The organism is Gordonia asplenii (genome assembly GCF_012933505.1).
GTDB lineage: Bacteria > Actinomycetota > Actinomycetes > Mycobacteriales > Mycobacteriaceae > Gordonia > Gordonia asplenii.
Genome location: NZ_JABBNB010000001.1, coordinates 150,708 through 171,548 on the forward strand (window position 1 = coordinate 150,708; position 20,841 = coordinate 171,548).

General features: G+C 67.3%; 19 protein-coding genes. 14 read left to right on the forward strand and 5 right to left on the reverse strand.

The features are described from left to right. Window position 1 precedes the first annotated feature (1 nt). Entirely contained in the window at window positions 2-1,513 is a 1,512-nt protein-coding gene (locus HH308_RS00690; RefSeq protein ID WP_170192238.1) for a YifB family Mg chelatase-like AAA ATPase, read from the forward strand. Then, window positions 1,510-2,637 (forward strand): DNA-processing protein DprA, encoded by a 1,128-nt coding sequence (dprA, locus tag HH308_RS00695; protein ID WP_170192239.1) that lies wholly within the window; start codon window positions 1,510-1,512, stop codon window positions 2,635-2,637. The genes HH308_RS00690 and dprA overlap by 4 nt, the downstream gene beginning before the upstream one ends. Window positions 2,638-2,826: 189 nt before the next feature. Here dprA and mhpA read toward each other — a convergent pair whose 3' ends face one another. From mhpA to HH308_RS00715, 4 genes are all read right to left on the reverse strand, one after another. After that, the gene (mhpA, locus tag HH308_RS00700) at window positions 2,827-4,437 is read right to left on the reverse strand and encodes a bifunctional 3-(3-hydroxy-phenyl)propionate/3-hydroxycinnamic acid hydroxylase MhpA (protein WP_170192240.1); all 1,611 of its coding nucleotides are present in this window, start codon (window positions 4,435-4,437) and stop codon (window positions 2,827-2,829) included. A 10-nt stretch (window positions 4,438-4,447) separates the two neighbouring features. After that, window positions 4,448-5,323 carry a 3-hydroxyacyl-CoA dehydrogenase family protein gene (locus tag HH308_RS00705; protein ID WP_170192241.1) on the reverse strand — a complete coding sequence of 292 codons (876 nt, stop codon included), beginning with the start codon at window positions 5,321-5,323 and terminating at the stop codon, window positions 4,448-4,450. Between the two features lie 133 nt (window positions 5,324-5,456). After that, on the reverse strand, window positions 5,457-6,377 hold the full coding sequence (locus tag HH308_RS00710; protein WP_170192242.1) for a VOC family protein: 921 nt from the start codon (window positions 6,375-6,377) through the stop codon (window positions 5,457-5,459). A 14-nt stretch (window positions 6,378-6,391) separates the two neighbouring features. Beyond that, on the reverse strand, window positions 6,392-7,255 hold the full coding sequence (locus HH308_RS00715) for a fumarylacetoacetate hydrolase family protein (RefSeq protein WP_170192243.1): 864 nt from the start codon (window positions 7,253-7,255) through the stop codon (window positions 6,392-6,394). 149 nt (window positions 7,256-7,404) lie between these two features. Between HH308_RS00715 and HH308_RS00720 the strand changes: the two genes are divergently transcribed. The 5 genes from HH308_RS00720 (at window position 7,405) to HH308_RS00740 (ending at window position 11,710) form a co-directional block, all read left to right on the forward strand. Beyond that, window positions 7,405-8,106 carry a GntR family transcriptional regulator gene (locus HH308_RS00720; protein ID WP_170192244.1) on the forward strand — a complete coding sequence of 234 codons (702 nt, stop codon included), beginning with the start codon at window positions 7,405-7,407 and terminating at the stop codon, window positions 8,104-8,106. Window positions 8,107-8,425: 319 nt separating this feature from the next. Then, entirely contained in the window at window positions 8,426-8,920 is a 495-nt protein-coding gene (gene uraD / locus HH308_RS00725; RefSeq protein ID WP_312870242.1) for a 2-oxo-4-hydroxy-4-carboxy-5-ureidoimidazoline decarboxylase, read from the forward strand. Continuing rightward, entirely contained in the window at window positions 8,917-9,243 is a 327-nt protein-coding gene (gene uraH / locus HH308_RS00730) for a hydroxyisourate hydrolase (protein WP_170192246.1), read from the forward strand. The genes uraD and uraH overlap by 4 nt, the downstream gene beginning before the upstream one ends. A gap of 2 nt (window positions 9,244-9,245) precedes the next feature. Beyond that, entirely contained in the window at window positions 9,246-10,163 is a 918-nt protein-coding gene (gene pucL, locus HH308_RS00735) for a factor-independent urate hydroxylase (RefSeq protein ID WP_211188014.1), read from the forward strand. A 35-nt stretch (window positions 10,164-10,198) separates the two neighbouring features. Continuing rightward, on the forward strand, window positions 10,199-11,710 hold the full coding sequence (locus tag HH308_RS00740) for a nucleobase:cation symporter-2 family protein (RefSeq protein ID WP_170192248.1): 1,512 nt from the start codon (window positions 10,199-10,201) through the stop codon (window positions 11,708-11,710). A 12-nt stretch (window positions 11,711-11,722) separates the two neighbouring features. On the opposite strand, the gene HH308_RS00745 is transcribed toward HH308_RS00740, so the two are convergent. After that, window positions 11,723-12,487: an IclR family transcriptional regulator gene (locus HH308_RS00745; protein WP_170192249.1), complete on the reverse strand. Its 765-nt coding sequence runs from the start codon at window positions 12,485-12,487 to the stop codon at window positions 11,723-11,725. A 320-nt stretch (window positions 12,488-12,807) separates the two neighbouring features. Between HH308_RS00745 and HH308_RS00750 the strand changes: the two genes are divergently transcribed. The 7 genes from HH308_RS00750 to HH308_RS00780 all read left to right on the forward strand — a co-directional run bounded on the left by HH308_RS00750 (window position 12,808) and on the right by HH308_RS00780 (window position 20,830). Then, a complete protein-coding gene (locus tag HH308_RS00750) occupies window positions 12,808-13,602 on the forward strand; it encodes a hydroxypyruvate isomerase family protein (RefSeq protein ID WP_170192250.1) in 795 nt (264 codons plus the stop codon). A 33-nt stretch (window positions 13,603-13,635) separates the two neighbouring features. Beyond that, a complete protein-coding gene (locus HH308_RS00755; RefSeq protein ID WP_170192251.1) occupies window positions 13,636-14,511 on the forward strand; it encodes a 2-hydroxy-3-oxopropionate reductase in 876 nt (291 codons plus the stop codon). Window positions 14,512-14,549: 38 nt separating this feature from the next. After that, a complete protein-coding gene (gene gcl / locus HH308_RS00760; RefSeq protein WP_170192252.1) occupies window positions 14,550-16,328 on the forward strand; it encodes a glyoxylate carboligase in 1,779 nt (592 codons plus the stop codon). 5 nt (window positions 16,329-16,333) lie between these two features. Further along, window positions 16,334-17,485 (forward strand): glycerate kinase, encoded by a 1,152-nt coding sequence (locus tag HH308_RS00765; protein ID WP_170192253.1) that lies wholly within the window; start codon window positions 16,334-16,336, stop codon window positions 17,483-17,485. Next, window positions 17,482-18,831: an allantoinase AllB gene (allB, locus tag HH308_RS00770; RefSeq protein ID WP_170192254.1), complete on the forward strand. Its 1,350-nt coding sequence runs from the start codon at window positions 17,482-17,484 to the stop codon at window positions 18,829-18,831. The genes HH308_RS00765 and allB overlap by 4 nt, the downstream gene beginning before the upstream one ends. Window positions 18,832-18,976: 145 nt before the next feature. Further along, window positions 18,977-19,837: a siderophore-interacting protein gene (locus HH308_RS00775; protein WP_170192255.1), complete on the forward strand. Its 861-nt coding sequence runs from the start codon at window positions 18,977-18,979 to the stop codon at window positions 19,835-19,837. Window positions 19,838-19,906: 69 nt separating this feature from the next. Beyond that, entirely contained in the window at window positions 19,907-20,830 is a 924-nt protein-coding gene (locus HH308_RS00780; RefSeq protein ID WP_312870244.1) for a tyrosine recombinase XerC, read from the forward strand. The last annotated feature ends 11 nt before the right edge of the window (window positions 20,831-20,841 follow it).

The following is a 20,841-nucleotide window of genomic DNA, read 5'->3' on the forward strand; positions in this document are numbered from 1 at the left end:
GATGTCGTTGGGGAAGGTGTATGCGATTGGCCTGAACGCGTTTTCGGCGTCGGTGGTCGAGGTACAGGCCAACGTCGGGCAGGGCCTGCCGGGGGTGACGGTCGGCGGCAACGTCGACGCCGGAATCCGCGAGTCGCGCGAACGGATCAGGGCCGCGGTGTCGAACACCGGGCACCGGGTGCCGGATCAGAAGATCACCATCATGCTGTTTCCGGCAGACCTGCCGAAGTCGGGGTCGCGGTTCGATCTGGCGATGGCACTGGCGATCATCGTCGCGGGCGGCGAGGTGGGCCAGGCGAAGCTGGCGACCACGATCTTCATCGGCGAGCTGGCGCTCGACGGGCGCATACGTCCGGTGCGCGGCGTTCTGCCGTCGGTGATCGAGGCACGTCGCGCGGGATTCGCGCGGGTCGTCGTACCGCGGGCGAATGTGGCTGAGGCGGCGCTGATTTCGGACATCGACGTCGGAGGTGCGGAGTCGTTGTTCGAGGTGCTGAGCTGGTTGGCGGGCGAGTGCGCACTGGATGTCGTCGCCGACGCCGAGCCGCCCGAGCCGCCACCGATTCCGGATCTGGCCGACGTCGTCGGGCAGTCGGAGGCGCGGTACGCGCTGGAGATAGCGGCGGCCGGCTTCCATCATTTGCTGATGACCGGACCGCCCGGGATCGGGAAGACGATGCTCGCGCGTCGGCTGCCCGGGATTCTGCCGTCGCTGGGAACCGAAGAGTCGTTGGAGGTCACCGCGATTCACTCGATCGCGGGCACACTGCCCACCAAGCATCCGCTCATCACCGAGCCGCCGTTCATCGCGCCGCACCACTCGACGTCGATCGCGGCGCTGCTCGGCGGAGGCACCGGAATGGCGGGGCCGGGCGCGGTGTCGCGGGCCCACCGGGGAATCTTGTTCCTGGACGAATGTGCCGAGATGGGGGCGAAAGTCCTTGACTCCCTGCGGCAGCCGATCGAAGAGGGGGAGGTGCGGATCGCGCGGCGTGACGGTGAGGCGCACTACCCGTCGCGTTTCCAGCTCGTACTGGCCGCTAACCCGTGCGCGTGTGCGCCGCCTCACGACGTGGACTGCATCTGCTCGGCGATCAGTCGACGCCGCTACCTGGGAAAACTGTCGGGGCCGCTGATGGATCGGGTCGATATCCGGGTGCGGATGGAGCCGCCGGGCAATATGGCGTTGGTGTCGGCCACGGGGGAGCCGAGCGACGTGGTGCGGGCGCGCGTCGTCGAGGCACGCGCCGCCGCGGCGCAGCGATGGTCGGAGTTCGGGTGGTTGACCAACGGAGAAGTGCCGGGATCGGCTCTGCGACAACACTTTCGATTGCCGCCGGCGGTGTTGCGGCCGATCGAGTTGTTTCTGCGGGACGGTCGGGTCACGGCCCGCGGGGCCGATCGTGCTCTGCGACTGGCGTGGACGCTGAACGATCTGCGCGGTGGTGCCGAGCCCACCGAAGACGATGTGGCACAAGCACTTCTGTTCCGTGATCGGGGAGGATATCGATGAGCACCTACACTGCCGAACAGCGCGCGTGGGCGTATCTGGCGCGCGTCGCCGAACCACCGTGTGGCTCAGTGCGTTTGCTCGTCGAAGAGATCGGCGTCGTCGACGCCGCGCGGGCTGTTTGTGCACAGATGCTCCCGCCCGGCTACGACGAGGTGACCGAGCTGACGCGCGCGCGGGCCGGATCTGATTTCACGACGAGCGATTTGGACGCCGCCGCGCGGATCGGCGCGCGATTGGTGACGCCCGACGACGCCGAGTGGCCGGGTTGGGCGCTGATGGCGCTGGCGCAGGCCGATACCGCGGAGCGCGGCGGACCTCCGCTGGTGTTGTGGGCGCGCGGCCCGGCGACACTCGATGCGATCTCGGATTCCGCTGTGGCACTTGTCGGTTCGCGAGCGGCCACTAGCTACGGCGAGTACGTGGCGTCGTCGCTCTCGGCTGGCATCGTCGGCGCGGATCGTGCGGTGATCTCCGGGGGAGCCTATGGGATCGACGGCGTCGCTCATCGGTCGGCGCTGGCGTCGGGCGGGACGACAGCCGCGGTGCTGGCGTGCGGCATCGACCGCGACTACCCGGCGGGGCACGCCCAGCTGCTTGCGCAGATCGCGACGTCGGGGGTGATCATCAGTGAATACCCGCCTGGCACAACGGCTGCCAAACACCGGTTCCTGACCCGCAATCGTCTGGTCGCGGCGTTGTCGTCGGGGGTGGTCGTGGTCGAGGCGGGACGTCGTAGCGGGGCGGCCAACACCGCGGCGTGGGCGCGCAAGCTGGGGCGACCGCTGGGCGCGGTGCCCGGACCGGTGACCTCGGCGATGTCGGTGGGGTGCCATCGGATGATCGGCGATGGGCTGGCGACGCTGGTGACCACCGCCTCGGAGGTGCTGTCGCTGGTCACGCCCGACGGTGCGGGTGGGCCCAACGACAGTCCAACGAGGTCGACGGATGCGCTGACACCCCTGCAGAAGCGGGTGCACGACGCGATCCCCGGGCGCGGCACGGCGACCGTCGAAGAGATCGCATTCTCATCGGCCGTCGACCTGTCCGCGGTCCGCTCTGCCCTTGCGGCGATGGATGTGGCGGGCCTGGTAACTCCGCACGACGGTGGTTGGAAGTTGTTGTGAGAGAAGGGCTCGCGCGTCCCGCTCGCCGAGTGCCGGGCATCGGTGTAACGAGGGGGCGCCCATCCCGCTCCCCGAGGGTCGGGTTGGGTTCTTCGTCTCACCGGACCCCTCGTTACACCGAAGCTCGCGAGCTCGCTTTCGGCACTCGGGGAGCGGGGAAGTTACCTCTCGGTACACCGTGATGGGTGCTCAACCGGCGGCAGCGACACCCGCGAGTTGCGCGCGCAGATCGTCGACGACGGCGCCGATCTGCTCGGCGCTCTCTGCGACGCCGAACAGGTAGTGATCGGGGCGGACCAGGGCCGAAAGATGATTGACCTCGGTCATGTGCGGCAGATACGTGCCGTCGAGATCGACGACATCGTCGTCGGTCTCGACGTCGGCCTCAGTCGCCACGAATCGGACGATCTTGGTTCCCAGACTGTCGAGGAACTGCAGCTGCTCGGCGCTCAGGTGCGCCCGTGCGTCGACGATCGAGGCCAGCACGAAGCCGGTGCCGACGACGTCGTCGAGCAGCCCGGTTCGACCGCGGAACGTCACCGAACCCTGGCCGCTGAGGCGACCGGCGCCGGTGCCCGCGGACCCGTCGGGGAGACGGTGCACCAGACCGTCGGTGAGTGTCGCCGGTGGAATCGGCGGCAGGATCTTCTCGGGGTCGCCGCCCTGTCCGGTCATGAATGCGTCCCGTTCGGCCACGGCAGCGGGATCGGTGACGCAGATGACCTTGCCCAGTTCGATCGAGAGTCCGACCGCATGCTGTACATGCCCGGCCCGTTCGGGGCCGTACGTGTCGAGGACGGACGCATCAGCCAGACCGCGCAGCACGAGGTCGAGTTTGAAGGCGACGTTCGCCGCATCCCGAATGCCCGAGCACATCCCCTGGCCGGCGAACGGCGGCATCTGATGCGCGGCGTCGCCTGCCAACAGCAGTCTGCCGGACCGCCATACGTCCGCCCACCGCGCTTGGAAGGTATACACGGCGTGCCGCTCGAGCTGCGAGTTCTCCGGTGTCAGCTGCCACGGCTCGAGCAGCTTCCACGCCATCTCCTCGGTGTTGAGCTCCTCGATGGTTTCGCCGGGCATCCGCATGAATTCCCACCGGCGTCGCCCGGGACCGCCGGACACGACACTGGTCGGCCGCTGCGGGTCGCAGATCTGCAGGTTCACCGGGTTCCAGTCGCGGTCCTCCTGCGGGATCACGTCGACGATCAGCCAGTCGAAGAAGAAGCCGAGGTCGGTCATCTGGGTGGGCATGTGTGAGCGCACGAAGCTGTTCGCGCCGTCGCAGCCGATGACATACGACGCGGTGAAGTTGGACTGTTTGATGACCGGACCGCGCGCGGTCACGACGACGGAATCGTCGTGCTGGGTCAGTTGAACGGCTTCATAACCACGGAGGATCCTGATGTTGTCATTCGCCTGTGCCGCCGCGACGAGTTCTGATTCCAGCGCGGGCTGGTTGAACATCGATGCGCGGGGCCAGCCCGACTCGCCCACACCGCCCCAGTCGAAGCACAGCAGGGTCTCACCGGTGGCGTTCTGCCATTCGTAGGTGGTCGCCGGTTCGGACAGGGTGCCGATCTGCTCTGCGAGGCCGGCACGGGCGAGCAGGCGAGCGACCTCGTCGTCGAAGTGAACGGCCCGCGGTTGGGGGTAGGCCTCGGGCCAGCGCTCGAGGACGGTCACCGACCATCCGTATCGGGCGAGGAACAGTGCGGTGGTCACACCGACCGGGCCGGCCCCGATGATGAGGACGTCGGAGGTGTTGCGGGTGGTGGCGTGAGTATCGGTGGAAGTCATAGTTTCTTGCCTAATTCGCGTTGGAGGGATGGTCGTAGAAGCCTTCGCCGGTCTTGGCGCCGAGTTTTCCGGCGTCGACGTACTGCCGCAGCAAGGTCCGGGGGCCGATGGGCAGGTGCGGGAACTCCTGCGCGTAGTGCTCTTCGATGTCGAGGACGACGTCGAGTCCGACTGCGTCCATCAGGGCGAACGGACCGACGCCCGCACCCATGTTGAGACGGAACATCGCGTCGACGTCGGCCGGATCGGCCACCCCTTCGGCGACCACCGCGAGCGATTCCCGCTTGATCGCCGCCCAGATCCGATTGAAGATGAATCCGGTACATTCCCGGCGCGCTTCGAAGGGGTGAATTCCGAACTCCGGCAACACCGTTCGCAGAGTGTCCAAGACCGCGGGGTCGGTTACGCCGTCGGACATGATGTCGGCGGCATTGGCCGTGGGCGGCATGTAGAAATGCAGATTGCACAGTCGGGTCGGGTCGCTGACCGAGTCGGCCATCAACCGGGACGGATACGACGACGAGTTCGTCGTGAAGATGGTGTCCGGCCCGGCCGCGGCGTCGATCTGCGCCCACATCGAGTGCTTGACGTCGAGCCGCTCGGGCACGGACTCGATGGCCAGCCAGGCGTTGTCGAGGGTCGATTCGACGTCGGAGCAGGCGGTGACGGTGCCGATGGTGCCGTAGCCGCGCTCCTCGACGACTCCGGGCAAGGTGTCGTGCACGTAGCGCACGGCGTCGTTCGCGGTCTCGGCGCTGCGGCTGTAGATGTTGACCGTCCCGCCGCGCGAGGCGAGCATCATCGCGATCCGTCGCCCGAGCGTTCCCGCCCCGAACACGGCGACCGGGCGATCGGCGATGTCGGCGAATGTGTACGAAAAGGGCATGGGGAATCTCCGGGTCGAGGGTGGTTGAGGACGTCGGGTTCGTGGTGTGGAAACCGGGGCCGCGCCGTTGTACGACGCGGTCCCAGCCGTTACTGCGCTCCACCGGTGTGCGGTGCGCAGTGGTCGACGGCGACTACTCGGAACTGTGCGATCCGGTCATCATCGCGGCCAGGTCTTCGGGCATCAGGAACGACGGCGGCGGGGGAGGACCCCAGTTGAACAGGCTCTTCGCACCCTCCCAGACACCCGGCTTCCACAGGGCGTCGTCGACGATGCAGTCGATGTCGGAGTAATACTCGGAGAAGTTGCCCGCGGGGTCTTTGAGGTACCAGAAGAAGTTCGAGCCGATGTGGTGACGCCCGAGGCCCCAGATGTGGCGTTCGGGATTGTCCTCCAGCATGGCCATCGCACCGCGGCCGATCTCGTCGATGTCGTCGACCTGCCATGAGGTGTGGTGCAGGAAGTTCACCGGCGCCTGCTGGACCAGCACGTTGTGATGGTCGGTCGAGCAGCGCATGAACGCGGCCAGCGAGGGAACGGTGTCACTGATCTTGAAGCCGATCCCGTCGGAGAAGAACTTCTGCGTCGCGGCCTGATCGGTGGATCCGATCACCACGTGACCGAGTTTGTGCGGCTTCACCCGGCCCTCACGTTCGATCCCGGGCGCTCGCCCGGCGCGGTCGATGCGGCCGGGCCCGTTGTACGGGGTCGCCGGTACCGGCTCCTGCGCGATGCGATCGGCGATGGAGACGACGGCTTTGAAGCCGGCGATCGGTTCGACGGCGGTCAGCGTGTCGCCGGTAAGCTCCGACGTCAGGTCGAGGGCGGCGAGTTGCCGTTGGATGCGGTCGAGGTCGTCGGAGTCGTCGACGCCGACGCCGATTTCGAGCAGCTTGCGCTGGTTGGAGTGGGCGAGGCGGAACTGTTCGCCGCCGTCGGAGGTGGCGAAGCGGTTACCGCCGAGTGGGGTGAGTCCGAAGTCGGTGTAGTAGGCCGCGGTGGCCTCGACGTCGGGGACGCCGACGGTGATGGCGGTGAGTCGGTGCAGAGGCATCGGTGGAATCCTTCCTATGCGGTTGCGGTGGTGTAGGGCTGGCCGGGAACGCATCGTTGGCGCAGTTCGCCGATGCCTTCGATGCTGGTGACGATCTCCTCACCGGCCCGAAGGAATCGGGGTGGCGTCATTCCGCCGCCGACGCCGCTTGGAGTGCCGGTGAAGATCAGGTCACCGGGCAGCAGCGGCAGGACGGCGGAGAGGCGTTCGATGAGGACGGGGATGGAGAAGATCAGTCCGCTGGTACGGCTGTGCTGGACAACGTCGCCGTCGATGGTCGCGGTGATCTCCAGATCTGCCGGGTCGTCGAATTCGTCGAGGGTGACCAGCGCCGGCCCGACTGGGGAGAAGCCGGGGAACGACTTGCCGAGGCTGAACTGCGGTGCGGGAGCGACGAGTTGGCGGGTGCGCTCGGAGAAGTCCTGCCCGACGGTGAGGCCGGCGACGTAGTCCCAGGCGTCGTCGACGGCGACATTGCGGGCGGTCCGTCCGATGACCACCACGAGCTCGGACTCCCAGTCGACGGTGTCGGTGGGCAGCTCCAGATCGCCGACCGGTCCCGCCAGCGACGTGCGGAACTTGGTGAAGACCGGCGGTTCGACGGGGAAGTCGAGACCGGACTCGATCGCGTGCTCGCGGTAATTGAGGCCGATCGCGAAGATCTGCGCCGGCTCGGGGACCACAGTCTGCAGGTCGGTGTCGTCGTAGGCCGTGCCGGCGGGAAGGTCTGCCGCCGCGGCCCACGCGGTGAAGTCTTCCCACTGCCCGTAGACCGCGGTCGGGTCTGATCCGAACCGGCCCTCACTGGCCTTCTCGACGTCGACGGCGCCGGTCTGCGTCAGCAGCGTCAAGCGCCCGGCGAGATTTGCGATTCGCATGTCTGTTTCTCCTTTGTTCGTTCCTGGCGGTCTGCACTGCGTCTGTGGTGACTGTCACAGTATGCACACAAAAACATCGGTAAAGCAAGTAAAAAAAGATATTTTGTCCGATAATCGCTGAGATGGTCGAATTGGGATACGCTGAAACCATGACAACGAGCACTGACAAGGCGACGCTCGCCGCGACGATTCACAACCGGCTCCGCGACGAACTGCTTCGCGGTGAGTTCTCGCCTGGGTCGAAGGTGCATCTCAGCGAGACCGCCGCGCGCTACGGCGTCAGTCCAAGCGTGTTGCGCGAGGCACTCAACAGGCTGGCTGAGCGCGGACTCGTCGTCGCCCTGCCTCAGCGTGGATTCTGCGTCGCTGAACTCTCGGTCGACGGCCTGCTGGATCTGTCCCGCGCCCGTACGTTGATCGAGGCGATGGCGCTGCGAGAATCAATTGCCGACGGTGACCTGGGCTGGGAGTCGGCCGTGCTCGCGGCGCACCACACGCTCCAGCGGACTCCGTTGACCGAGGCGGACGGTCGGGTCAATTCCGATTGGTCCGAAGCCCACCGGCAGTTCCACCATGTGCTCCTCGCCGGAGGAACCAGCAAAAAGCTGACGTCGATCGCCGATGACCTGCGGGACTGTTCAGACCTGTACATCCACTGGTCGAGGCTGCTTGCGCACGACGAGCAGCGCGACACCGCGGGCGAGCATCAGCAGATCGCCGAACTGACCTTGGCGCGTGACGCCGACGGTGCCGCGGCCGCGCTCGTCGCGCACATCGAACGCACCACTGAGGTGTTGATCGAGTACGCCCGATCGACTCCTGCCGAGTCGGATCGTGTCGCCACGGTCTGAGTCGGCACGACGACTGGTGTCGGCTGACGCCAGAACAATCGCAGGCCATCGACACCACGAACGCGCTGCCGCTCTTCCCGCGGTTGCGGTGAGCGCGGATCGCGCGTAAACCCGAATACCCGAGATCATCCCCTGCCACTCGGCTGGGGATGATTTCGCATGTCGGCCAGTGTGCTGTCGCGATGGGCGGATCGCTCGATCGCAGGCGAACTGATTTTGCCGAATGCCTTGACAGAACCGCGTGATGGAAGTCACCATTTTCTATGGCAGTGGAAAACAGTTTCCGCTTTATGGAAACTCGAAGCAAGGATTCAGCACAGTGACCCTGGAGTCGTTCAATCGCATGGACCGTGACCAGGCCGTCGACGTGGCTCGCCCCTGGGTGGACATCGACCGCTGGATAGACGCCGTGGTCGACGCCCGCCCGTACCGCTCGCTGGCCGAGGCCGTCGAGGTGGCACGCACCGCGCCGCAGTGGACCGAGGCGGAGATCGACGGAGCCCTCGCGCATCATCCCCGCATCGGGGAACGCGCCGCGGGTGTCGGCGCCGAGGCGTCGCTCTCGCGCGCCGAGCAGGCCGGCGTCGACCCGACCGATCGTGCCGTCGCAGATGCGTTGCTCGCCGGCAATCGTGCCTACGAAGAGAAGTTCGGCCGCGTGTTCCTGATCCGCGCCGCCGGGCGCAGCGCCCCGGAAATTCTCGCCGCGCTGACGACCAGGCTCGACAACACCGCCGACCAGGAGATCGCCGTCGTCGCACAACAATTACGCGAGATCGCAGTACTGAGACTCGAAGGAGCCCTGCAGTCATGAGTCAGATCACGACCCACATCCTCGACGCCGCGACCGGCCAGCCGGCGTCCGACGTCGCCGTCGAACTGACCGACGCCGACGGCACGGTCGTCGCAACGGGCGTCACTGGAGACAACGGCCGCATCACCGACCTCGGCCCGGACAGTCTCGCCGTCGGCGCCTATCGCCTGGTGTTCGCGACCGCGGAGTACTTCGCCCGAACCGAGCGGCCCACCTTCTATCCGCGCGTCACCATCGACTTCTCGGTCACCGACTCGCAGCAGCACTACCACGTACCACTTCTCATCAGCCCATTCGCCTACTCAACCTACAGAGGGAACTGATTATGTCCGCCAGCAGCAATATCGTGAGCAGCAATATCGTCCTGGGAGCGAACCAGTACGGAAAGGCTGAGGTCCGCCTGGTCAAGATCACCCGCGACACCGATCGTCACGAGATCGAGGACCTCAACGTGACCTCGCAACTCCGCGGCGACCTCGAAGCCATTCACACCGTCGGCGACAACGCGCACTGCGTACCCACCGACACCCAGAAGAACACCGTCTACGCGTTCGCCCGCGACGGCGTCGGCGCGCCCGAAGACTTCCTGCTGCGGCTCGGCAAGCATTTCGTCGACGACTTCGACTGGATCACCGGCGGCCGCTGGGCGGCGCAGAAGTACACGTGGGACCGCATCGTCGTCGACGGCAACGAGCACGACCATTCGTTCGTCCGCGGCGGCACCGAGACCCGCACCGCGGTGCTGACCATCGACGAGGGCGTCCCGACGATGATCTCCGGCCTCGAAGACCTCGCGGTGCTCAAGTCGACGGCGTCGGAGTTCCACGGCTTCCCGGTCGACAAGTACACCACCCTGGCCGAGACCCGCGATCGCATCTTGGCGACGTCGGTGACCGCGCGCTGGTGCTACAACACCACCGACCTCGCCTTCGACGACGTATTCGCCGACGTCCGCCGCATCCTGCTCGAAGTGTTCGCGACCAAATACTCGCTCGGCTTGCAGCACAGCCTGTACGCCATGGGCGAAGCGGTGCTGCAGGCGCATCCGGAGATCGACGAGATCCGCTTCTCGATGCCCAACCTGCACCACTTCCTGGTCGACCTCACCCCGTTCGACCTCGACAACCCCGGCGAGGTCTTCTACGCCGCCGACCGCCCCTACGGACTCATCGAGGCTGCGGTGCGCCGCGACGACGCACCCGACTCGGCAGCTGCCTGGGCCGGCGTCGCGGGCTTCTGCTAGCCGCTGATTGCCATGTGCGCCAAGGAGATTCACCGATGACTCGACACAAGTCCGACGCCTCACCGCGCCCCGAAGACGAGCGCCTGCCGCTCGGCACGACGTTCACCTTCGGTCTGCAGCACGTGCTCACCATGTACGGCGGCATCATCGCCGTCCCGCTGATCATGGGTACCGCCGCACACCTCAATTCCACCGACATCGCCCTGCTGATCACCTCGTGCCTGTTCGTGGGCGGCTTCGCCACTCTGCTGCAGACGATCGGCATACCGTTCTTCGGATCGCAGTTGCCGCTCGTGCAGGGCGTGTCGTTCGCCGCGGTGTCGACGATGCTCACCATCGTCAACACCGGCGGCGGGCTACCCGGCGTCTTCGGCGCGATCATCGTCGCGGCCGTCTTCGGCGTCGTCGTCGCCCCGTTCTTCGCGATGATCCTGCACCTGTTCCCACCCGTCGTGACCGGCACGATCATCACAACCATCGGCCTGACGCTGGTCCCCGTCGCGGGCGGCTGGGTGATGGGCGGCCAGGGGTCGCCGGGCTTCGGCAGCGTCAGCAACATCGGACTCGCCGCCTTCACCCTGTTGGTCGTGATGCTGCTGAGCAAGATCGGCAGCGGAATCATCTCGCGGCTGTCGATTCTCATCGGCATGATCGTGGGCACGATCTTCGCCGCGATCATCGGCAAGGCCGACTTCTCCAAGGTGTTCGACGGCCCGATCTTCGCCTTCCCGACGCCGTTCGCCTTCGGCATGCCGACCTTCAACGTCGCGGCGATCCTGTCGATGATCATCGTGGTCCTGGTCATCATGACCGAGACCACCGCCGACATCATCGCCGTCGGCGAGGTGGTCGGAGCCAAGGTCGACGCCAAGCGTGTCGCCGCGGGTCTACGTGCTGACATGGCCGCCAGCGCCATCTCGCCGATCTTCAACTCCTTCACCCAGAGCGCGTTCGCGCAGAACGTCGGGCTGGTCGCGGTGACCAAGGTGAAGGGCCGGTTCGTGGTCGCGGCCGGCGGACTGATCCTGGTGCTCCTCGGCGTGCTGCCGGTTCTCGGCCGGGTAGTCGCCGCGGTTCCGATGCCGGTCCTCGGTGGTGTGGGCATCGTGCTCTTCGGCACCGTGACGGCCAGTGGCATCCGGACGCTGTCGAAAGTCGACTATGTCGACAACATGAATCTGATCATCGTCGCGACGTCGCTCACCTTCGGTGTGCTGCCGGTGGCGGTCCCCAAGATCTACGATCAGTTCCCGGACTGGTTCGAGGTGATCTTCGGATCGGGCATCAGCTCGGCCGCGATCATGGCGGTGCTGCTGAACCTGCTGTTCAACCGGCTCAAGTTGGGCACGCCGAAGACACCTTCGGTGTTCGCGGCCAGTCCGACCCGCTACGTCCGCCGCGATGTGCTCGCCGCGCTGGAGACCGGCGACCGCGTCGAAGACGGCAAACTGGTCGACTGCGACGGCGTCGAGATCCCCGTCATCGACGACGACACAGCGTCCGCGCCGCCCGACACGTCCGCACGAGACGACGAGACCGGCACCTGAGCGCCTGAGGCGCTAGGACGACTCGCGGTTCAGTTCGACCGATACCGCTGCCGCGGCCTGACGCAGCAGCGGTACCGCGCGAGCCGCGAATGCGTCGTCGACGCGGGCGACGGGACCGGAGACGGAGATCGCCGTGGAGGTGGGGGCGTCGGGTACGGCCACCGCGAAGCAGCGCACCCCGACTTCCTGTTCCTGCTCATCGATCGAGTAGCCGCGCTCGCGGATCACCTCGAGCTCGGCGAGCAGGTCGGGGACCGTGGTGATGCTGTGTTCGGTGCGCACCGGCATGCCGGCCCGCCCGACGATCTCGCGAACCTCGTCGTCGGGGAGTTGAGCGAGCAATGCCTTGCCCGCGCCGGTGACGTGGGCGTGCACATGATGCCCGACCTCGGTGAACATCCGCATCGAGTGCTTCGAGGGAACTTGATAGACGTAGAGCACCATGTCCTCGTCGAGGACCGAGAGGTTCGACGTCTCGCCGAGGGTGTCGGTCAGCATCGCGAGCTGCGGCTTGGCCAGAATGCCGAGCTGCTTGCTCGCACATTCGCCGAACCGGATCAGTCGCGGCGCGAGGGCATAGCGCCGATTGGCGAGCTGGCGCACATACCCGGTGGCGACCAGGGTGCGCAGGAGTCGGTGGATCGTCGGCAACGGCAGGTCGCTCGCCTCCGCGAGTTCGGTGAGCGAGATCTGACCGCCGGCATCGGTGATCAGCTCCAGCAGTTCGAAGACCCGCTCGACGGACTGCACGACATTCGGTGCGCCGGCTGGTGCCATTGTTCAGACTCCCGACTGCGGCCTTGGACGCCGCGATGCTGTTCGACGCACAGGGTTTCCGCTACTCAAAGTTCCGCTGTTCAGAACAATTTCTCCATGATACGAGAAAGGCTCGACGCTCCCGTGCGGGGTGCCCGACCTCGTCGTGCCGTGTCGCAGATCTGCGAACGCCCTGGTCGTCTCCTCGACGACCAGGGCGTTTTTCGTTCCCGGGGGTTGACGGGATGGGTCGGGCATGCCTACGATTTTCACATAGCAAAAACTAATTCTCACATCGTGGAAAAAGTCCCAGTGTGGAGAAACCCAAGAAGGAGCGCCTGATGTCGTACACCGTGAACTGCTCGATTCTGCTCACCGACCTCCCGCTGCTCGACCGCCCCGCGGCTGCACGCGCGGCAGGCTTCGACGCCGTGGAATTCTGGTGGCCGTTCGCCGAATCGGTGCCTGCCGACGCCGACGTCGATCGCTTCGTCGGCGCCATCACCGACGCCGGGGTGGCTCTGACCGGCCTGAACTTCAACGCCGGCGACATGCCCGGCGGCGACCGCGGGCTGGTGTCGTGGCCCGCCCGCAGCGGCGAGTTCCGCGACAACATCGACGTCGTCGTCGGCATCGGGGAGCGGTTGGGCTGCCGGGCCTTCAACGCCCTGTACGGGAATCGGATCGACGGCGTCGACGCCGCAGCGCAGGACGATGTCGCGGCGCAGAACCTGGCGCTGGCCGCCGCTGCGGTCGGTCGCATCGACGGAACCGTGCTCCTCGAACCGGTCAGCGGAGCACCGGCGTACCCGCTGCTCACAGCCGCGGATGCGATTGCCGTCATCGACCGCGTGGCCGCTGAGTCGGGGACGTCCAACATCAAACTGCTCGCCGACTTCTACCACCTGGCCGTCAACGGCGACGACGTCGCCGCGGTCATCGAGGCGCACGCCGCCGACTTCGGCCACATCCAGATCGCCGACGCTCCTGGCCGCGGCGAGCCGGGCACCGGCGATCTGCCCCTCGACCGTTGGATCGCGCGCAGTCGCGAACTCGGCTTCACCGGCCCGGTCGGTCTGGAGTACAAGGCCACCGCGGCCGATCCCTTCGCGTGGCTGACCGCAGCCACCGCCTGAACCTCACTCCCACCCATTCGTAAGGACACGCACATGACGAACATCGCAGTCATCGGACTCGGCATCATGGGTCTGCCCATGGCAGTCAACCTGGTCGAGGCAGGCCACGACGTCACCGGATTCAACCGCTCGCCGCAACGCGTCGAAGCGCTCGTCGCCGCGGGTGGCAAGGGCGCGGCCAGCGTCGCCGACGCCGTGAGCGACGCCGACGTCGTGCTCACGATGGTGCCCGACTCACCCGACGTCGAAGAGGTCGTGACCGGCCCGGACGGCGTCTTCGCCAACGCGAAGCCGGGTGCGCTGTGGATCGATGCCAGCAGCATCCGCCCCGACGTCGCCGCGCGACTGGCCGTGGCGGCACGCGAGGCCGGCATCCGGCCCCTCGACGCCCCGGTCTCCGGCGGCGAACCCGGCGCGATCGACGGCGTGCTGTCGATCATGGTCGGCGGCGACGCCGACGACTTCGCCGCGGCGGCAGAGGTGCTCGGCGTCGTCGGGAAGACGATCGTGCACGTCGGGCCGTCGGGGTCGGGGCAGACGGTCAAGGCGGCCAACCAGCTGATCGTCGCGGGCAACATCGAACTTCTCGCCGAGGCGATCGTCTTCCTGGAGGCCTACGGAGTGGACACCTCGGCGGCGCTGACCGTCCTGGGTGGTGGCCTCGCCGGCTCCAAGGTCCTCGATCAGAAGGGCCAGAAGATGCTCGACCGCAACTTCGAGCCGGGCTTTCGGCTGCAACTGCACAACAAGGACCTCGGCATCGTCACCGCGGCCGCCCGCGAGGCCGGTGTCACCATCCCGCTCGGCGCCGTCGTCGCCCAATTGGTCGGCTCGCTGGTGGCCACCGGCGACGGCGGCCTCGACCACTCCGGACTGTTCACCCTCGTCGAGCGCCTGTCCGGCCGCTGACGAGTAATCATCCGACCACACCCCTGCAGGAGAATCCCATGCCTTTGATGCGTACCGTCGACGCCGCCGTTCTGATCATGGAGAAGGAGGGGGCGACCGAAGCCTTCGGTCTGCCCGGCGCGGCGATCAATCCGCTGTATGCGGCCATGCGCGCCCACGGCGGCATCCGCCACACCCTCGCCCGCCACGTCGAAGGCGCATCGCATATGGCCGACGGATACAGCCGCGCGGCCGACGGCAACATCGGCGTGTGCCTGGGCACGTCCGGGCCGGCCGGCACCGACATGATCACCGGCCTGTACGCGGCCTTCGCCGACTCCATCCCGATGCTGTGCATCACCGGCCAGGCACCGGTCGCCAAGCTGCACAAAGAAGACTTCCAGGCCGTCGACATCGCCTCGATCGCCGCACCGGTCACCAAGCTGGCGGTGACGATTCTCGAACCCGCCCAGCTGCCCGGCACCTTCCAGAAGGCGTTCGCGCTGATGCGCTCCGGTCGGCCCGGGCCGGTCCTGCTCGACCTGCCCTTCGACGTTCAGATGGCCACGATCGAGTTCGACATCGATCTCTACGAGCCGCTGCCGGTCAGCACGCCGCGAGCCTCCCGCAAGCAGGCCGAGCGTGCCCTGGACATGTTGACCGCGAGCGCACGGCCGCTGATCGTCGCAGGTGGCGGCATCATCAACGCCGGCGCGTCGTCGAAGCTGGTGGAACTCGCCGAACTGCTCGACGTCCCCGTCGTCCCGACGTTGATGGGCTGGGGCATCATCCCCGACGATCATCCGCTGATGGCGGGCATGGTCGGATTGCAGACTTCGCACCGCTACGGCAATGCGACGATGCTCGCCGCCGACTTCGTCATCGGGATCGGCAACCGCTGGGCCAATCGGCACACCGGCGGCCTGGACACGTACACCGCGGGACGAAAATTCGTCCACATCGACATCGAACCGACCCAGATCGGGCGGGTCTTCGCCCCCGACCTGGGGATCGTCTCCGACGCCGGGGCCGCCCTGGACGTGCTGCTCGACGTCGCGCGCGAACGCAAAGCCGCGGGCCGGCTGCCCGACTACGGTCAATGGGTCGCGCAGTGCGCGCACCGCAAGGGCACCATGCAGCGCAAGACCAACTTCGACGCCGTGCCGATCAAGCCGCAACGCGTCTACCAGGAGATGGACAGCGCTTTCGGACGGGACACCACCTACGTCTCGACCATCGGTCTGTCCCAGATCGCGGGCGCGCAACTCCTGCACGTGTTCGGTCCGCGCAAATGGATCAACGCCGGTCAGGCCGGGCCGCTCGGCTGGACCGTCCCGGCGGCGCTGGGCGTGGTGCGCGGCAAGCCCGGCGAGCAGGTCGTCGCGCTGTCGGGCGACTACGACTTCCAGTTCATGATCGAGGAGCTGGCCGTCGGCGCCCAATTCAATCTGCCCTACATCCACGTCGTCGTGAACAACTCCTACCTCGGCCTGATCCGGCAGTCGCAACGCGGATTCGAGATGGACTACCACGTGTCGCTGGCGTTCGACAACATCAACTCGCCGGAGACCCACGGCTACGGCGTCGACCATGTGAAGGTCGCCGAAGGTCTCGGCTGCCGCGCGGTCCGCGTCGACGATCCCGCTCAACTCGGGGCGGCGTTCGCGCAGGCCAAGGAACTGATGGCCGAGCATCGCGTGCCGGTGATCGTCGAGGTCATCCTGGAACGCGTCACCAACATCTCGATGGGCACCGAACTCGACAACGTGACCGAATTCGAAGACCTCGCCCAAACCGGGGCCGACGCGCCGATGGCCATCGTCGCACTGCTGGACTGATGGGTATGCGGATCGTCCTAGCCCCGGACAAGTTCCGGGGATCACTCACCGCGCCGCAGGTCGCCGACCATCTGGCCACCGGCCTACGGGCGGTCGTCGACGGGGTGGTCGTCGACGTCGCGCCGGTCGCCGACGGCGGTGAAGGAACCGTCGACGCCGCACTGGGCGCCTGCTTCACCAGCCGCACCGTGCCGGTCACCGGGCCCGACGGCGCTACCGTCGACGCCGCGTTCGCCGTCGACGGCACCCGCGCCGTGATCGAGATGGCCGCGGCGTCGGGATTGGACCTGGTCGCCCCGAGTGAGCGCGACGCCCTCGGGGCGACCAGCCGCGGCACCGGCGAACTGATCGGTGCCGCGCTCGACCTCGGCTGCACCGACATCGTTCTCGGTGTCGGCGGCAGCGCCTGCACCGACGGCGGCACCGGGATGCTCGCGGCGCTCGGCGCCCGACTGTTCGACGCCGACGGTGCCGTCCTGCCCGACGGCGGCGGAACCTTGACGCGATTGCATCGCATCGACGTGTCGGCACTCGATCCTCGACTCGCCACGACGACGTTCACGCTGGCCGGCGACGTCGACAACGTATTGCTCGGCGCGAGAGGAGCCGCAGCGGTCTTCGGTCCGCAGAAGGGAGCGAGTCCGGCCGACGTCGACGTGCTCGACGCCGGGCTGACCCGATTGACCCAGGTTCTCGCCGAGCAGCTCGGCCACCGCGCCGTCGACGTCGCCGCGGCACCGGGTGCAGGTGCCGCGGGTGGAGTCGGCTACGCCGCGATGGTCGTGCTCGACGCGCGGCGCCGCCCCGGCATCGACGTCGTGCTCGACGTCGTCGGGCTGGCCGATCGGATCGCCGGCGCCGACCTCGTCATCACCGGCGAAGGCAGCCTCGACGAGCAGAGCCTCGGCGGCAAGACGCCGATCGGTGTCGCGCGGCTCGCCGCCCGCGCGTCGGTTCCGGTCGTCGCGGTGTGCGGCCGCACGACGCTGACGCCGCAGCAACTCGCCGACGCCGGATTCGCGCGGACCTACGCGCTGACCGACCTCGTCGACGACACTGAGACAGCGATCCGCGACGCCGCCCGGTTGACGACGCGCACCGGGCAGCTGATCGGTCGCGGCGTGAACGAACTGATCGCGTCAAGGAGCCGCGTGTGAACGACCACTACGACCACTACGACCTCGTCGTGCGCGCCGAACGGGCGATCACCCCGACCGGTGACCAAGGCTGTGAGCTGGGCATTCGTGACGGCGTCATCGTCGCGCTCGAACCATGGGGCACCGGACTCGTCGGCAGCGAGGTGCTCACCCTCGCCGCCGACGAGATACTCCTGCCCGGCCTCGTCGACTCGCATGTGCACGTCAACGAACCCGGCCGCACCGAGTGGGAGGGCTTCGCCTCGGCGACCCGCGCCGCGGCGGCCGGCGGCGTCACGACGATCATCGACATGCCGCTCAACTCGATTCCGCCCACGGTCACCGTCGAGGCCCTCGACATCAAACGCGCGGTGGCCCGCGACCAGGTCTTCATCGACGTCGGGTTCTGGGGCGGCGCGGTACCGGGCAATACCGCCCAGCTTCGGCCGATGCATGACGAGGGCGTCTTCGGCTTCAAATGTTTCCTGCTGCACTCCGGCGTCGACGAGTTCCCGCAGCTCGACGTCGACGAGATGGAAACCGACATGAACGAACTCGCCGCGTTCGACTCGATCCTGATCGTGCACGCCGAGGATGCGTGCGCGATCGACGCCGCACCCGCGGCGAGCGGCGATCACTACGAGGACTTCCTCGCGTCCCGGCCGCGCGAGGCGGAGAACATCGCGATCGCGCAGGTCATCGACCGTGCTCGACGCACCGGCGTGCGGGCTCACATTCTGCACCTGTCGTCGTCGGACGCGTTGCCGATGATCGTCGCGGCGCGGGCCGACGGAGTACGACTGACCGTGGAGACCTGCCCGCACTACCTCACTCTGCTCGCCGAGGACATCCCCGACGGGGCGACCGCATTCAAGTGCTGTCCGCCGATCCGCGAGGACGCCAACCGGGAAGAACTGTGGCGGGCGCTGCTCGACGGCGTCATCGACTGCGTGGTCTCCGACCATTCGCCGAGCACCCTGGATCTCAAGGATCTCGGCAACGGCGATTTCGGTGTGGCGTGGGGCGGAGTGTCGTCGTTGCAGCTGGGACTGTCGTTGATGTGGACCGAGGCGCGGGAGCGAGGTGTCTCGCTGAATCGGGTCGTCGAGTGGATGTCGAGTGGGCCGGCATCGTTGGTCGGGCTGCCGCACAAGGGTGCGCTCGCGGTCGGCAACGACGCCGACCTCGCGATCTTCGCTCCCGACGAGCAGTTCGTGGTCGACGCGACCGCACTGCATCACAAGAATCCGATCACGCCGTATGCGGGTAAGGAGCTGTCGGGCGTGGTGCGGCGGACGTATCTGCGCGGACGGCAAGTCGACGGCGCCGAGCCGTTCGGTGAGCTGCTCCGACGTCGTGACGAGTAACGTCGCAAGGCAGGTACGGCAAACTCACCGATGCTGACCACATACGCGGACTCCGACCATAGCGACTTAGGCTTACCTAAGTTAGTTGGTGTATCGTGGTCGTCGCTTGTGATTTTTGCAGTGTTGCCCTGAAAGGAGGCCAGCGATGGCCCGACGTAAGAACACGATGACGGTGCTGCGCACCGAGAAGCTCGGCGCACACATGGTGCGGGTATACCTCGGCGGCGACGGCTTCGACGATTTCGTGCCCGCCCAGCTCGACGACGCCGGCGCCTGGGACACCGACATGTACATCAAATTCATCTTCGCGCCCGACGGTGTCGTGATCCCCGACGACTTCTCGCCGCGGGCCGGTCGTGACATGTTCGCGCCGCACGAGCAGCCGGTGCTGCGGACCTACACCGTGCGCCGCTACGACGCCGCCAACCGGGAGATCGCCGTCGACTTCGTCGTACACGGCGACGAGGGGATCGCCGGACCGTGGGCCGCGTCGGTGCAGCCGGGGGCGTCGATCGACTTCTTCGGTCCGGGCAGCGGCTACCGGCCGCGGGCCGATGCGCCGTGGCACCTGTTCGCCTCCGACGAAGCCGGCCTTCCCGCGGTCGCCGCGGCACTGGAAGCGTTGCCGGACGACGCGATCGCGAAGGTCTTCATCGAGGTCGCCGGGCCCGACGACGAGCTCGACCTGACCGCGCCCGCGGGCACCGAGATCACGTGGGTGCATCGCGGCGGCGGGTCGAACGAGGTCGCCGACGACGCGGCGGGCGATAACGCGCCTCTCATCGCGGCGGTCCGCGACGCCCAGTGGCTCGACGGCGAACCGCAGGTCTTCATCCATGGCGAGGCCCAGGCGGTCATGCACAACCTGCGGTCGTATATCCGCAAGGAGCGCGGCGTCGGAGCGAAGAATGCGTCGATCTCCGGCTACTGGCGTCGCGGACGCACCGAGGAAGGCTTCCGCGAGTGGAAGGCCGAACTCAAGGCCGCCGAATCGGCGCCGGCCTGAGCGTTCCGATCCGGTCACGACCGGAGTGTCGACGTTGCATCCGTGCCCGCCGACCGGTGTGCTGGTCGGGTGCCTGATTCGACGCCGGGGCGGCCCGGCCTGCTCGACGACTACACCGAGTTCCTGCGGTGGGAGAAGGCGCACAGCGAGCACACCGTCCGGGCCTACGTCGGCGACGCGCGAGCGCTCGTCTCTTTCGCGGGTGCGCGAGGCGTGGCCGTCGACGCCATCGATCTGGCCGTGCTGCGGGCCTGGCTCGCCGAAAGCACCCGACGCGGCGCCGCGCGGACGTCGATCACCCGACAGGTGTCGGCCGCACGGACATTCTGCGCATGGGCGACCCGCGAAGGCGTCTTCGCGATTGACCCCGCACAACGTCTCGTCGCACCCAAGGGGCGTCGAACGCTGCCGCCGGTATTGGCGAAAGACCAAGCTCGGGCGGTCATGTCGGCCACGCGGCCCGCGGGCGATGATGCACCGTCCGACGATCCCGTCGCTCTGCGTGACCGGGTCATCGTAGAAGTGTTGTACGCCAGTGGAATTCGCGTCGGTGAACTGTGCGGCCTGGACCTGCGCGACGTCGACGCCCACCGGATGGTGCTGCGCGTCATCGGCAAGGGGGACAAGGAGCGGATCGTTCCATTCGGCGAGCCCGCACGAAAAGCTTTGGGGGAGTGGATGACTCGCGGCCGCCCCGCACTGGCGAACGACAAGTCGGGGCAGGCGCTGCTCCTCGGCGCCCGCGGCGGACGTCTCGACCAGCGGATGGCCCGCACCGTCGTGACCGCCGCCGTCGACCGTGCGGGCGGGTCGCATATGGGTCCACACGGCCTACGGCACAGTGCCGCAACGCATCTCCTCGAAGGAGGTGCCGATCTGCGCGTCGTGCAAGAACTGCTCGGACACTCCTCGCTCGCGACGACGCAGCTCTACACCCACGTCAGCGTCGAACGACTGCGAGCCGTTCACGAGCAGGCACATCCGCGAGCATGACAGCCGTAACC

What these genes read in the sequence shown, in the direction of transcription:
- HH308_RS00745 (WP_170192249.1), bottom strand. Translation starts at nt 12,487, where the DNA reads ATGGCACCAGCCGGCGCACCGAATGTCGTGCAGTCCGTCGAGCGGGTC.
- HH308_RS00750 (WP_170192250.1), top strand. Translation starts at nt 12,808, where the DNA reads ATGTCGTACACCGTGAACTGCTCGATTCTGCTCACCGACCTCCCGCTG.
- HH308_RS00715 (WP_170192243.1), bottom strand. Translation starts at nt 7,255, where the DNA reads ATGCGAATCGCAAATCTCGCCGGGCGCTTGACGCTGCTGACGCAGACC.
- HH308_RS00690 (WP_170192238.1), top strand. Translation starts at nt 2, where the DNA reads ATGTCGTTGGGGAAGGTGTATGCGATTGGCCTGAACGCGTTTTCGGCG.
- HH308_RS00755 (WP_170192251.1), top strand. Translation starts at nt 13,636, where the DNA reads ATGACGAACATCGCAGTCATCGGACTCGGCATCATGGGTCTGCCCATG.
- mhpA (WP_170192240.1), bottom strand. Translation starts at nt 4,437, where the DNA reads ATGACTTCCACCGATACTCACGCCACCACCCGCAACACCTCCGACGTC.
- HH308_RS00765 (WP_170192253.1), top strand. Translation starts at nt 16,334, where the DNA reads ATGCGGATCGTCCTAGCCCCGGACAAGTTCCGGGGATCACTCACCGCG.
- HH308_RS00720 (WP_170192244.1), top strand. Translation starts at nt 7,405, where the DNA reads ATGACAACGAGCACTGACAAGGCGACGCTCGCCGCGACGATTCACAAC.
- HH308_RS00775 (WP_170192255.1), top strand. Translation starts at nt 18,977, where the DNA reads ATGGCCCGACGTAAGAACACGATGACGGTGCTGCGCACCGAGAAGCTC.
- pucL (WP_211188014.1), top strand. Translation starts at nt 9,246, where the DNA reads ATGTCCGCCAGCAGCAATATCGTGAGCAGCAATATCGTCCTGGGAGCG.
- HH308_RS00740 (WP_170192248.1), top strand. Translation starts at nt 10,199, where the DNA reads ATGACTCGACACAAGTCCGACGCCTCACCGCGCCCCGAAGACGAGCGC.
- gcl (WP_170192252.1), top strand. Translation starts at nt 14,550, where the DNA reads ATGCCTTTGATGCGTACCGTCGACGCCGCCGTTCTGATCATGGAGAAG.
- dprA (WP_170192239.1), top strand. Translation starts at nt 1,510, where the DNA reads ATGAGCACCTACACTGCCGAACAGCGCGCGTGGGCGTATCTGGCGCGC.
- HH308_RS00705 (WP_170192241.1), bottom strand. Translation starts at nt 5,323, where the DNA reads ATGCCCTTTTCGTACACATTCGCCGACATCGCCGATCGCCCGGTCGCC.
- uraH (WP_170192246.1), top strand. Translation starts at nt 8,917, where the DNA reads ATGAGTCAGATCACGACCCACATCCTCGACGCCGCGACCGGCCAGCCG.
- HH308_RS00710 (WP_170192242.1), bottom strand. Translation starts at nt 6,377, where the DNA reads ATGCCTCTGCACCGACTCACCGCCATCACCGTCGGCGTCCCCGACGTC.